Origin of the sequence: Thalassospira sp. MCCC 1A02898 (assembly GCF_001618185.1) — a bacterium.
Classification (GTDB): Bacteria; Pseudomonadota; Alphaproteobacteria; order Rhodospirillales; family Thalassospiraceae; genus Thalassospira; species Thalassospira tepidiphila.
The window spans coordinates 96,060-109,769 of record NZ_LPXK01000008.1; the positions used below are offsets into that span (position 1 = coordinate 96,060).

Annotated in this window: 11 protein-coding genes; 10 read left to right on the top strand and 1 reads right to left on the bottom strand. The window is 54.1% G+C overall.

The window, feature by feature from the left end; translation table 11 throughout:
• The first annotated feature begins 302 nt into the window (after positions 1 to 302).
• From AUQ41_RS05955 to AUQ41_RS05980, 6 genes are all read left to right on the top strand, one after another.
• Positions 303 to 548, top strand: a complete 246-nt coding sequence (locus AUQ41_RS05955; protein ID WP_007090950.1) for a DUF2312 domain-containing protein — start codon at positions 303 to 305, stop codon at positions 546 to 548.
• 78 nt (positions 549 to 626) lie between these two features.
• Positions 627 to 1,073 (top strand): MmcB family DNA repair protein, encoded by a 447-nt coding sequence (locus AUQ41_RS05960; protein ID WP_063087160.1) that lies wholly within the window; start codon positions 627 to 629, stop codon positions 1,071 to 1,073.
• A 296-nt stretch (positions 1,074 to 1,369) separates the two neighbouring features.
• The gene (locus tag AUQ41_RS05965; RefSeq protein WP_083952741.1) at positions 1,370 to 1,807 is read left to right on the top strand and encodes a hypothetical protein; all 438 of its coding nucleotides are present in this window, start codon (positions 1,370 to 1,372) and stop codon (positions 1,805 to 1,807) included.
• A gap of 36 nt (positions 1,808 to 1,843) precedes the next feature.
• The gene (locus AUQ41_RS05970) at positions 1,844 to 3,544 is read left to right on the top strand and encodes a methyl-accepting chemotaxis protein (RefSeq protein WP_008891346.1); all 1,701 of its coding nucleotides are present in this window, start codon (positions 1,844 to 1,846) and stop codon (positions 3,542 to 3,544) included.
• Between the two features lie 79 nt (positions 3,545 to 3,623).
• A complete protein-coding gene (locus tag AUQ41_RS05975) occupies positions 3,624 to 4,094 on the top strand; it encodes a cache domain-containing protein (protein ID WP_008891347.1) in 471 nt (156 codons plus the stop codon).
• Positions 4,095 to 4,497: 403 nt separating this feature from the next.
• On the top strand, positions 4,498 to 5,676 hold the full coding sequence (locus tag AUQ41_RS05980) for a patatin-like phospholipase family protein (protein WP_040824236.1): 1,179 nt from the start codon (positions 4,498 to 4,500) through the stop codon (positions 5,674 to 5,676).
• Between the two features lie 45 nt (positions 5,677 to 5,721).
• On the opposite strand, the gene AUQ41_RS05985 is transcribed toward AUQ41_RS05980, so the two are convergent.
• Positions 5,722 to 9,207 (bottom strand): indolepyruvate ferredoxin oxidoreductase family protein, encoded by a 3,486-nt coding sequence (locus tag AUQ41_RS05985; RefSeq protein ID WP_063087162.1) that lies wholly within the window; start codon positions 9,205 to 9,207, stop codon positions 5,722 to 5,724.
• 392 nt (positions 9,208 to 9,599) lie between these two features.
• On the opposite strand from AUQ41_RS05985, the gene AUQ41_RS05990 reads away from it, so the two are divergent.
• From AUQ41_RS05990 to AUQ41_RS06005, 4 genes are all read left to right on the top strand, one after another.
• Positions 9,600 to 10,046: a VOC family protein gene (locus tag AUQ41_RS05990; protein ID WP_063087163.1), complete on the top strand. Its 447-nt coding sequence runs from the start codon at positions 9,600 to 9,602 to the stop codon at positions 10,044 to 10,046.
• 167 nt (positions 10,047 to 10,213) lie between these two features.
• Entirely contained in the window at positions 10,214 to 10,867 is a 654-nt protein-coding gene (locus AUQ41_RS05995) for a Crp/Fnr family transcriptional regulator (protein ID WP_063087164.1), read from the top strand.
• Positions 10,868 to 11,089: 222 nt separating this feature from the next.
• Positions 11,090 to 11,974 (top strand): MBL fold metallo-hydrolase, encoded by an 885-nt coding sequence (locus AUQ41_RS06000; protein WP_063087165.1) that lies wholly within the window; start codon positions 11,090 to 11,092, stop codon positions 11,972 to 11,974.
• 24 nt (positions 11,975 to 11,998) lie between these two features.
• Entirely contained in the window at positions 11,999 to 13,672 is a 1,674-nt protein-coding gene (locus tag AUQ41_RS06005; protein ID WP_063087166.1) for a bifunctional protein tyrosine phosphatase family protein/NAD(P)/FAD-dependent oxidoreductase, read from the top strand.
• Positions 13,673 to 13,710: the final 38 nt, after the last annotated feature.

Consider the following 13,710-nt stretch of genomic DNA (forward strand, 5'->3'; position numbering starts at 1 on the left):
CGGTGCTACGGTCAAGATCCGTGACGCTGCAGGGCGGATGAATGTCCCGGCCCGAAGGGTTCGGTTTGGCGATGTTTCGCTGCGTTACACCGCTTGAACGATGCTCCACATCGCCCTTCACGCTGTGCCTTGCCAAACAGATTCGCCAAACACGAACAAAAGCGATGCAAGCTAATCGGAGCAGACTCTAACGGCTTGTCAGCGACCGGTGCATTGAGTATCGTCGCGCCGAAACGGGTTTGGGCCCTTTGAATTCCGCGCATCGGATATCCGCTGTGCAATCCATCATCGGAGAAGAATTGATGACCGAAGTCGGTGGTATCGCAGCCGATCAGCTTGCGAGTTATGTCGAGCGTATCGAACGCCTTGAAGAAGAAAAAGCCAACCTGATGGCTGACATCAAGGAAGTCTATGGCGAAGCCAAGGCGCTTGGCTATGACGTGAAAATCCTGCGCCAGATCATTCGTCTGCGCAAAATGGAAGACCACGAGCGCACCGAACAGGAAGAAATCCTGGAAGTGTACAAACGTGCGCTGGGTATGAGCTGACACCATCCTGTCAGGAGACCTGCCGAGAATACCAAAAGCCCGCTTTCAAGCGGGCTTTTGCTTTTGTAATCTTGGTGCATGACAACCGCATCCCGCCCCGAAATCACCGCTGACGTCACCGAAGGTGTCTGTCGGCTGTTATATCATCATGAAATGGCCTGCCTGACGGAGCTGCGTCTGGGCAATGGTCGCAGGCTTGATGTGTTAGCGCTTGGCCCCAAAGGGGAGCTCTGGGCGGTCGAGGTCAAATCATCGGTCGAGGATTTCCGTGTCGACCAAAAATGGCAGAGCTATCTCGATTACTGTGATCGGTTCTTTTTTGCCGTTCCGATGCACTTTCCCAAGGATCTGATTCCTGATGATGTCGGACTGATCGTTGCCGACCGGTTTGAAGCCGCGATCATCCGTGCAAGTGCGGAAAAAAAGCTTTCCGCAGCGCGTCGAAAAAAGCTCCTGATCTCCTTCGGGCAGACCGCAGCAGGGCGAGTAAATAAGTTTTCTTCAAAGGAAAATGTATTGGGATAGGCTCTCGAAAGGATAGTTTCCTGTTATTATTTCATATTTATGAATGGCATTAAGTTATTGATATTTAAGTAATAATGTGGATTTCAACTTTTGATATACATCTGAGTAGTATCAAAACGTATAGGTTTAGGTGTGACGAAGCGCACTGGTCTAAGGGTTGTGTTTGTGCGATGCAATATAAGCATTGCGAGAACGTTTGGGCCAGACTGATCAGTTTTCGATTTCTGTCTTTGACCTTTGTGTCGACTGGCCCGTGTTGGGTGTAATGCCCGGTTCCTTCATCGGGGGACGACGACATGGCGGAAAAGAAACGTGCGATCGCTTTGGCTGGGGGTGGACCAGCAGTTGGTTTGAGCTTCGGCGCCTTAAAAAGGTTACGCTTGAACCCCGATCTCGACGAGGTGTGGGTCAGTCGCATCCTTGACATCAAACAGATCCGCCAACCCGAAAATCTTTATGACGCGCTGAACAATCTGGTGATGCTGTTTGTGGCAACCACCAGCAAAGATGACGTCAAGCTCTTCAAATACAAGGTCGCCGAAAGCGGGCGCGATATCCGGGTCATCGAAATCCCGATTGAAGCCAATATCAGCTACGACTGGACGTGGGAAAACCTCGATCGAAGCATCGAGGACGGCTATCGCGCGACCAACGGTGTTCTTTCTGCATATCAAAATACCACCGGCGACGTGACTGTTGCCAAACTTCTCGCGGCAAGTAACGACGCCGCCTGATGTCATCTGTGAATGTCAATTTTGGATATCCAAAGAATGAAGACTTTTGCGAATCTGAATATCGGGACCAAACTTTCCATTTTGCCGGTGATTGCGGTTATTGCGATCATCGCTGTCAGCCTGATTGGCGGGCGGGCCATCATGTCACTTTCTGATGGTCTGGAATTCGCTGTCAGCAAGGCATATCCCGAGGTCAAGGATATTGGCGAGATTGATCGCAATGTGACCCGGGTGCACCAGACCCTTTATCGCATGCTTTCCTGGTCTGCCGCCGGTGTTGAAGGCGACCGGATGGAAGCCGTTTCCCAGGATCTTGAAACCCAGATCGAAGAAGCGCGTCAGTCCTTCGTGACGTTGCTTGAAAACGAAAGTCTCCCGGAATCGGGCCGCCAGATGTCGGTTGATGCGCAGGAGCGCTTTGATGGCTATCTTGGCAAGGTCAATCAGGTTCTTGGCATGCTCGACATCGATTACACTGGCGCGCTCAGCTTTTCCTGGTCTGCACAGTCCGACTATGAAGCACTGATGGACATTCTTTCCAAGCTGCGCGGAACCGCAGAGCTCAGAATGGACAGTGCGAGTGGTGCGGCCATGGCGGTTGGCAGTTCTGCACAGGATCAGACAATTATTGCGGCCGTGTCGGCATCCATCGCCATGGCGGTGATCAGTTTTGTCATTGCAAGCCTGATCGGGGCGCCGGTCAAAAAGCTGACCCATGTCATGCGCGAAATTGCCGAAGGCAAGACCGATATCTCGGTTCCCTATACCGCACGCAAGGATGAGATGGGCAAGATGGCCGATGCGGTTGAGGTGTTCCGCCAGAACGCCGAAAGCCTTGAGGCCGCCGAAGAACAGCGCCTGCAGGACGAAGCCCGCGCGGTCGAGGAAAAACGCCAGATCATGCAGGAACTGGCGCGCGATATTGAAACGTCGGTACAGGGCACAGCAACGGCAGTCAGTGCCGCGATCGAGGAAATCGGCGCATCCGCATCGGCCCTTCTCGACAATGCCGAGCGCACCGACCATCAGAGCGAGAACGCCTTTGATGCATCCGGCAAGTCCAGCCACAACATGGGCGAGATCGCCCAGGCGGCGTCCGGACTGGCCTCGGCGATTGCCAATATCAGCGAGGAAATCCAGAAAAGTAGCCGTCAGGCACAGGAAGCCAGCGAACAGGCCCGCGACGCGGATGAGAAAATCCGCCGTCTTGAAGAAGCCAGCATCCGTATCGAGGATGTCGCTGCCCTGATTGGCAATATTGCCGAACAGACCAATCTTCTGGCCCTCAATGCCACGATTGAATCGGCCCGTGCCGGTGAGGCCGGCAAAGGGTTTGCCGTTGTTGCCAACGAGGTCAAAAACCTTGCCAGCCAGACGGCGAAATCGACCGAGGAAATTGCATCTGAAATTGCCAATGTCCGTGCCGAAACCGGACAGGCGGTCGAGGCGATCCGAACGATTGTCGAAAGCGTTCAGGGCATCAACGAAATTCTGAGACTGACGGCTGAATCTGTCATGGAGCAAGGCAATGCGACAGGCCAGATCAGCACCAGTATCACCGAGGCTGCCGGTTATGCGGAAACCGTGTCAGGCGGCATTGGTGATGTGCGCGACATCGCCCGGGCGACCCGTGATTCTGCGGGAAGTGTGGGCGAGGCAACCGCAGAGCTTAGCCGCGAAATGGCAGGGCTAAGCAGTTCGGTTGATGGTCTTGTTGCACGGCTGCGCGCCGTCTGACGGACCTTTGTGTTCACTTGTTTCAACCAACCAATCGTCAATCACGACATCTATCTATGATCAACAAGGGAAATTCAGGATGAATAAGGTTTTGCGTTCTTTCGGTGCGGCTCTGGCGTCGTTGCTGATGGTTTTGAGTGTATCGTCGGCCATGGCCCAGGATAAGGAAGCAACCGCCAAGGATCTGGTGGATAAGGCAATCGCCCTTTATGACGACGTCGGGCAGGAGAAATCCTTTGATATGTTCAATGACAAGTCCGGTGAATTCGTCTTTGACGAGTTTTACGTCATTGTTGCTGATGGCGAAAAAGGCACGTTCCTGACACACGCGATCAACCCGAAGCTTGTTAACAACCCGGGCCTTTGGGACCTTCAGGATGTGAACAGCAAGTTCATCATTCGTGACATGGTCGAAACCGGAAAGGCATCGCCGGATGGTGGTTGGTCCAACTACACCTGGACTCATCCGCAGACCAAAAAACTTGCCGAAAAGAAAACCTGGGTGAAAGCCCATGACGGCAAGATTTTCATGGTGGGTTATTACGACTAAGAAGTAATCATATCCAAAAAGCAAAAACCGCCTTCGGGCGGTTTTTGTGTTTCAAGTAAAATCGATTGATTTGTAAAATATTTGTTAAGTTAAATTAGTGGGGTTTCGAGCGCATATTTTAGAAAACACTTAACATCACTCTGATCAAAAGTGCGATTTAGTATATGAATCAACACATTTAATATATCTAAGTATATGTAATCGCGTGTTTTGTCACATCACTATTGAAGAATTGTCTCAAATGTAGCGGCTTAAAATCATTATAATGATGGCTGTATCTACAGGTCCGCAAAGACGGACTGGTATCTCCTGGGGGTGAGCGGTGGTGCACGCGATGGCATTTTATCGTTTGCGCCATGTTGTTTGGACCGAACCATTCGGTTTTCAACAAGGAGATCGCGACGTGGAAAAGATCAAACGAGCTATCTTTCTGTCAGGCGGCGGGCCTGCTGTCGGCTTAAGCATCGGGGTGCTTAAGCGTCTGCAGCAGGAACCGGATATAAAATTTGATATCTGGTCGTCTGCCTGTATCGGCGCTTGGCTCTCGGTTGCCTGGCATCAGGCCGACGAGGGTCAGGAACTTGACCAGACCATCGCCTTCTTTCGTAAAATTTTCCGACCCGCAAGTGTCTATGAACGGTTCCCGATTGCATCGGCCTTTGCACCGGACTTCTTTTCTGATTTCACCAACAAACTCAATTACTTCTTTAACCCCAACAGCTATCAGGGGCTGATCGTGCCGGACGCCATCGGCGAGGCCGTTGAACATGTGCAGCATTTCATGGGTAATCCGAAATACTGGACGCCGCACAATTTCAACGATGTTTTGCTAAACGGTTTTCTGGCGGCAAATCCCCTGTCACGTCTTCTGGTCGGATCGATCTATCAGACCCAGACCAAGGGACTGGCCAAGATCTATTCACCCGACAGCATGTTTTTGGACCGGCTGAACTTTGATCGCCTTTATCAGCCCGACAAGCCGGCCATGTTCCACAACGCCTATAACCTTTCCAAGCAGCGGCTTGAACTTTTCACCAACAAACCCGATCACTACGACCTGCCACAGATGAACGCGCAGACGCTGTGTGCCTGTTCTGCCTTGCCGTTTATCGAGGAGCCGGTCGAAATCAACGGCGATACCTATTGCGAGGGGGCGACTGTTGATACGGTCAACTTCTTTGATTTCCTGCGCCTGCATCCGGATGTTGATGAGGTGTGGGTCAGTCGTATTCTTGATCTTAAGCAGGTGCGTCAGCCTGAAAACCTGTATGACGCACTGAATAACCTGATCATGCTGTTTGCCGCATCGGCCAGCGAAGACGCTGTTGCAGCCTTCAAACGTGAAGTCGCCGAAAGTGGCCGCAAGATCGATATCGTTGAAATCCCGGTTTCCCCGCACATCAACTATGACTGGACTTGGGAAAACCTTGATCGCGGGATCGAGGATGGCTTTGAGTCAACCGATCACATGATTGCGGATTACCGCCAACGCAAACGTCAGGAAAAGTCTGTTAAAAGTTTGCGAGAGGGCGCGATGCGCATTCTGCCTGAATTCCAAAGCCGTTTTCCGCGATTTGTGTGAGCAATAAAAAAAGGGCCGCATGATGCGGCCCTTTTGATTTTTGGCTTATTCCGCCGCCTTGAGATGTTCGGGCGGGTTGCGGAACTGTTCAAGCAGTTCGGCTTCGCGCACCTTGACCTTGGCGATATGTTCTTCCTTGACGTGGCCGTAACCGCGGATGTGTTCGGGCAGGGCCAGCAATGCCTTGGCGATGCGCGCATTTTCGTGGCTAAGGCCATCAAGGACTTCGGTTACCAGTTTTTCGTAATCCGTGATCAACTGGCGTTCGATCTTGCGTTCCGGGTTGCGGCCAAACGGATCAAGTTTGGTGCCGCGCAGGAACTTCAGTTTCGCCAGCACGCGGAACGCCGACATCATCCATGGACCGTAAACCGACTTTTGCGGCTTGCCACTTTCCGGATCGGCATTGGCAAGTGACGGCGGGGCGAGATGGAAGTTGATCTTGTAGTCCCCGGTAAAGGTCTGGGTGACCTTTTTCAGGAACGCCGGATCGGTGTAAAGACGGGCAACTTCATACTCGTCCTTATAGGCCAGCAGTTTGAAATAGTATTTCGCTACTGTCCGGGCCAGATCATCCGCGTCACCAAGGCGTTTCTCAGCTGCTGCGACCTTATCGACAAGGGTGCTAAAGCGATCGGCATAGGCCGCGTTTTGATAATAAGTCAGGAACGCGCGGCGTTTGGCGATGATGTCGGAAAGTTCCGTCGCGATCGGATGGGCTTCGGCTTCGTTCGGGCCGACGACCTCGATCACGCGGTTGCGGTCATGGGCATACAGGCGCCCCCAATGGAAGGACTGCTTGTTCATGTCAATCGACACGCCATTAAGCTCAATCGCCTGCATCAGCGCTTCTTCACTGATCGGGATCAGGCCGCGCTGCCAGGCTACACCCAGCATGAACAGGTTGGTCGCAATCGAATTGCCCATCAGGCGGGTGGCAATGTCGCTGCCTTCGACAAAATGCACACCATCGGCACCACAGGCATCATTGATGACCTTCATGTGCTCGTTGGTTTTAAGCTCAAAGTCCGGGTTGTGGGTAAAGGCCCCCGTGACGGTTTCGTGCGTATTGATCACCGCCTGGGTAAAGTTACGGCGCATCTTGGCAAGCCCTTCATAGCTTGCCGCCACCAGAAGATCACAACCCAGAACCACATTGGCCTCACCAGCCGGAATGCGCGCGGCATGCAGTTTGTTCTGATCATTGGCAAAGCGGATATGGCTCACAACCGCCCCGCCTTTTTGGGCAAGGCCTGCCATATCAAGGCCAACAATACCCTTGCCCTCAATGTGGGCGGCCATACCAAGCAACGCGCCAATGGTGACAACACCCGTGCCACCAACACCCGTGATCAGAACCGACCACGGATCATCAATCGCGGGCAGGGTCGGGCGCGGCAGGCTGGCAAAGACAGCGTCTGTGCCGGTGTCGCCCTTGGCTGCTGCATCGGGTTTGCGAAGCTCGCCGCCTTCGATGGTCACAAAGCTTGGGCAGAAGCCCTTAAGGCAGGAGAAATCCTTGTTACACGCTGACTGATCAATCGCGCGTTTGCGGCCAAATTCGGTTTCGACCGGCACCACGGCAAGGCAGTTGGACTGTTCACCACAATCGCCACAGCCTTCGCAGACCAGATCATTGATGAACACGCGCTTGGGCGGATCCACCATCAGCTTGCGCTTGCGACGGCGGCGTTTTTCGGCTGCACAAGTCTGGTCAAAGATCAGAATTGAAACGCCTTCGATTTCACGCAGTTCTTTCTGGGTGTCATCAAGCGTATCGCGATGGCGGACGTCAACGCCCGGCGCAAAGTCCGCACCCATTGGATACTTTTCGGGCTCATCTGACAAAACGATGATGCGTTTGGCACCTTCGTCAAACATCTGGCGCGTGATTTGCGGCACGGTCAGTGGCCCGTCAACCGGCTGGCCACCCGTCATGGCGACTGCATCGTTAAACAGGATTTTATAGGTGATGTTCACACCCGATGCGACGGCGGCCCGCACGGCAAGGGAGCCTGAATGGTAATAGGTGCCATCGCCCAGGTTCTGGAAAACGTGCTTTGTGTGGGTGAACGGTGCCTGTCCGATCCATGTCGCACCTTCGCCGCCCATATGGGTAAAGGTTTCGGTGGATCGATCCATCCAGTTGACCATGTAATGGCACCCGATACCGGCCATGGCACGGCTACCTTCGGGGACCTTGGTCGAACTGTTATGCGGGCAACCCGGGCAGAACCATGGAATGCGTGCAACATCCGGGCGCGGTTCGGCAATTTCTTTTTCTTTTTCGGCAAGCCAGTCGATGCGTCCATGAATGGCCGGGCTGTCATAGAACCGCTTGATTCGTTCGGCCAGAACCACGGCAACGCGGGCCGGCGTCAGTTCGTCCATCGATGGCAGGATCCATTCGCCCTTTTCATCGAACTTGCCGATCACGGTCGGGCGGACGTCTTCGCGCCAGTTATAAAGCTGTTCCTTGACCTGATTTTCCATCACCGCGCGCTTTTCCTCGACGACGATGATTTCCTCAAGCCCGAGGGCGAATTCGCGGACATCCTCGCGGTTGAGCGGCCAGCTCATGCCGACCTTAAGCACGCGAATGCCGATCTTGGCGGCGTCTTCTTCGGAAATGCCAAGGTCATCAAAGGCCTGCATGACATCAAGATAGGCCTTGCCAGTGGTGATGATGCCAAGCCGCGCATTCGGGCTGTCGATCACGGTTTTATTCAGCTTGTTCGCCCGCGCATATGCCAGTGCGGCATAGAGCTTGTATTTCATCAGGCGATGTTCCTGCTCCTTGGGCGTGTCGGGCCAACGGATATGCAGACCGCCCTCGGGCATGGGGAAGTCGGTCGGGATGACGGGGGTGATGCGATCCGGGGCGACATCAGCCGCGGCCGAACTTTCCACCGTTTCGGCGATGGTTTTCATTGCCACCCAGCAACCGGAATAGCGGCTCATCGCCCAGCCATGCAGGCCGTAATCCAGAATGTCCTGAACACCGGATGGGTTCAGAACCGGGATCTGCGCATCGATAAAGGCATATTCGGTCTGATGGGGCAGGGTGGATGATTTGCAACTGTGGTCATCACCGGCCAGAACCAGAACACCGCCATGCTTTGATGTGCCGGCATGGTTGGCGTGCTTGAAAACGTCTCCGGACCGGTCAACACCCGGGCCCTTGCCGTACCACATGCCAAAGACGCCATCATATTTGGCATCCTTGTACATGTTGACCTGCTGACTGCCCCAGACGACGGTGGCGGCAAGGTCTTCGTTCACGCCCGGCTGAAATTCGATCTGTTGTTTGGTCAGGAATTTTTGGGCGCGCCAAAGTTGCTGATCAAGTCCGCCAAGCGGCGATCCGCGATATCCCGAAATGCACCCGGCAGTATTAAGCCCCGCGCGCGCATCAAGCTGGCGCTGCATCAGGGGCAAACGGACCAGTGCCTGGATACCTGTAAGGTAAACCCGGCCTTCCTCAAGCGTGTATTTGTCGTCGAGTTGGACTGCCGCCAATTGTTGTGCCATGACCGGTCTCCCTGAAATCTCTCTGATATGCGGGGTCATTTCGGGCCCAATGCACTGCTTTTATTGATATGGGTGTTTGTGCAGTGTTTCGGTATGACCTTTAATTTATCTGTCAGGTCGGGTGTGCGGGACCTGTGCCTGACCTTGAAATGGTAATAAAGACTGACCTTTTTTCAAAGCGAAGTCGCATCGCACTATGCAAAACGCCTGATTGCATCTGTTGACGTAAGGTCAACTTATTATTTACTTATTCCGGTACCGATTTACGCGCAATAAAATTGCGCATCTATTGCAGTGCGAAATTGCCCGTTAGGTCGAGTCCATGCTCGGCGGGGTTATCGCGCTGTGTTAATCTCGCGCGGGTTTTGGGTGCGCACAGCAAGGAGCGTGAAATGGAACAGCGTGTTTCGCTGATTACTCTGGGTGTTGCGGATCTGGATCGATCGCGGCGTTTTTACGAAGGTGGCCTCGGCTGGCAGATGACCGAAATGGTTGAAGGGCAGGTGGTGTTTTATCAGCTGTCCAACGGTCTTGCCCTTGGCCTGTTCGGGCGCGATGCGCTTAAGGAAGACGGTCAATTTGATGATGACACAGGTGCCAGCTTTGCCGGATTGACGCTGGCTTATAACGCGCGCAGCGAAGAAGAAGTCGATCAGGTGATGGCGGAGGCGCAAAAAGCCGGGGCCAAAATCCAGAAACCTGCCGAAAAGGTCTTTTGGGGCGGGTATTCCGGTTATTTCCGTGATCCGGATGGCCATGCGTGGGAAGTGGCGTTTAATCCGTTCTGGGAAATTGATGGGAAGGGCAATCTGCACATCCCGCCACAGAAAACCGAGTAGGGCGCTGCCATCACGTCATTACGGCATCGCTGCATACTTTCACAGCACGGGCAGCAATTAGCTGCCCGTTTTCATAGATATTCCAAAGTACAGTTGCATCGGGGATAATTTACTTTTACATCGAACGGGATGTAGTTTTAATCCACGCTTTCAAGGGGGATAAGGTTTTGAGTTGGATCGACCAGTTTCCGGGTCTGTCACGTTTGCCCGATGCCATCCGATCCTACCTTGTCGAAGAAAGCAAGATCGTCACCGTTCCGGCCAATACGGTCATTTTCGGACCGGGCAAGTCGCCGGAACACCTGTTGCTGCTTCTCGATGGCACTGTGCGTGTGCAACAGACATCCGATACCGGTCGTGAAATCGTTCTTTATCGCGTTCATGCGGGCGAAAGCTGCGTTCTGACGACGGCCTGCCTTCTGGCCTATGAGGATTATTCGGCCGAGGGGATTGCCGAAACTGAAACCCGCGCAGTGGCAATCCCGCGCAAGGTGTTTGACAAGCTTGTCTCGGACTCAATCGAGTTCCGCCAGTTTGTCTTTACCGCCTATTCCAAACGCATCACCGACCTGTTCATGGTGATCGAGGAAATCGCGTTCCAGAAGCTTGATATTCGTCTGGCCCACAAGCTGATCGAACTGGCCGGGGACAATGATACGGTGTCAGCAACCCATCAGAAACTGGCGGTCGAGCTGGGCTCTGCACGTGAAGTGATTTCGCGCCAGCTTCAGGAATTTCAGCGTCGCGGCTGGATCGAACAATCGCGCGGTACCATCCGGCTGATTGATCGTGCGGCGTTGGAAAAACTGGCGCAGAGCTAGAATTTCACCCGCAAGCACGGCCGCCCTGCGACTTTAGAATTATTAGGTGTTAATGTTTCGATGTTTGGTGACTTCATCACTGAAGTGCACATCGCGAACTCCTAAAATAAAGACCATAGCCAGATGTTTTGTCCGCAAACAAGGCGGGCAAGGGACATCGCAAACCCATCCGGTGCGCGCCAATCATAAGGCGGCACGGAGGCAGTTGTTTAGGAGGACTCCATGTCTGCATACCCGGTCAATATGTCCGTAAAACCCGAAGTTACGGCCTTTTTCGACGAAGACACCAACACGATCAGCTATGTGGTCAAGGACCCGGAAAGCAACGCCTGTGCGGTTGTCGATTCCGTGATGGATATCGATTATGCGGCGGGTCGGATCACCTTTACCCACGCCGATAACATCATTGCCTTTATCAAGGATAATGGCCTGAAACTGGAATGGATCATCGAGACCCATGTCCATGCCGACCATTTGTCGGCAGCACCCTATATTCAGGATAAGCTCGGCGGCAAACTTGGCATCGGCAGCAAGATCACGGTTGTTCAGGACACCTTTGGCAAGGTGTTTAACGAAGGCACCGAATTCCAGCGTGATGGCAGCCAGTTTGATCGCCTGTTTGAAGATGGCGATACCTATCAGGTCGGCTCCATGACCTGCTTTGCCATCTATACCCCGGGTCATACCCCCGCCTGCATGGTGCATGTCATGGGCGATGCCGCCTTTGTCGGCGATACCCTGTTCATGCCTGATGGCGGATCGGCCCGTGCCGACTTCCCGGGCGGTGACGCCGGGACGCTGTATGACAGCATCCAGAAGCTTCTCGCCCTGCCGGACGACATGCGTCTGTTCATGTGCCACGATTACGGCCCCAACGGTCGTGAGATCAAGTGGGAAACCACCGTTGGCGAAGAGAAAAAGCACAACATCCACGTTGGTGAAGGCAAAACCCGCGAAGATTTCATCAAGTTCCGCACCGAACGTGATGCCCAGCTTGATATGCCGCGTCTGATCATTCCGTCGCTTCAGGTCAATATGCGCGCCGGTCAGGTGCCGACGGATAGCAGCGGCAAAAAAATGCTGAAAGTCCCGGTAAACGGGCTCTGATCAACACTCAGGTGAGGAAAAGCCATGGAAATCAAAACAATAAGCAACGGGTTCTCCGTCAGTCCGCAGATCGTTGCAGACGATATCAAGGAAATCGCCAAGCGCGGCTTCCGGTCCATCGTCTGTAACCGTCCGGACGGCGAGGGTGCCGATCAGCCAACCTTTGAAGAGATTTCAAACGCGGCCAAGGAAGCCGGGCTTGAGGTCCGCTATCAGCCGATTGTGTCGGGCAAGGTCAGCGATGATGATGCCCGTGATTTTGGCCGCCTTTATGATGAATTGCCCAAACCGGTCTTTGCCTATTGCCGCACCGGCACCCGTTCAACGACACTTTGGTCGCTGAGCCAGGCCGCGCATCTTGATACCAGCGAAATCCTTCGCGCCACCAAGGCGGCCGGTTATGACATGGGCGGTGTTGTCCGCCGGATTGTCAATGGCGGCAAAACGCCGACCGATCAGGGCGATGCAAAATATGACGTCGTGATCATCGGTGGCGGTGCTGCCGGTATTTCTGTGGCATCCAGCCTGATCGCCCGTCGTTCAGGGCTTGAGATCGCAGTAATAGACCCGGCCGATATCCACTATTACCAGCCGGGCTGGACCATGGTTGGCGGTGGCGTGTTTGAAGCCAGCACCACAGCCCAGACCATGGGATCGCTGATCCCCAAGGGCGTGCACTGGATCAAGGCCGCCGTTGCCGCGTTCGAGCCGCAAGACGATGCTGTCATCCTTGATGGCTGCCGGGTGGTCAAATATGACCGTCTGATCGTTTGTCCGGGGCTCAAGCTTGACTGGAACCGGGTTGAAGGTCTGGTCGAAACGCTCGGCCGTAATGGTGTGACGTCGAACTATCGTTATGACCTTGCGCCTTACACGTGGGAACTGGTTTCCTCGATGCGCGAAGGCAAGGCGATCTTCACCCAGCCGCCGATGCCGATCAAATGTGCTGGTGCCCCGCAAAAGGCGATGTATCTTTCGGCCGATCACTGGCATCGCACCGGTGTTCTGAAGAACATTGATATCGATTTCTGCAATGCCGGTGGCGTGCTGTTCGGGGTAAAGGACTATGTCCCGGCGCTTGAAAGCTATGTGAAGAAATACGACGCACATCTTGATTTCTTCCACAATCTGGTGGCGATTGACGGGCAGGCAAAAAAGGCCTGGTTCGATGTCGCCAAGCCCGACACCAAGGTCGAACGCGTTGAGAAGTCCTTTGACATGATCCATGTCTGCCCGCCGCAGGTGGCACCGGACTTCATTCGTGTGTCCCCGCTGGCAGATGCCGCCGGATGGGTGGATGTCGATCAGGCGACCCTGCGTCACAAGTCGTTTAGCAACATCTGGTCGCTGGGCGATGTGATGAACGCACCCAATGCCAAAACGGCTGCTGCGGCCCGCAAACAGGCCCCGGTTGTTGCCGAAAACGTGGTTGCCGATATCGATGGCAAATCCCCGGTCGCGCAGTATGACGGTTATGGGTCCTGCCCGCTGACCGTCGAACGTGGTCGCATTGTGCTTGCCGAATTCGGGTATGGCGGAACGCTTTTGCCGTCCTTCCCGAAATGGCTGATCGATGGCACCAAGCCGTCCCACCTTGCCTGGTTGCTTAAGGAAAAAATCCTGCCACCGATCTATTGGAAGGCAATGCTGCGCGGCAAGGAATGGCTGGCCAAGCCTGAAAAAGTCACAGGCACCTAAAACACCCTTCGTCCAAGGCAGCGATCACGCTGCCTTGG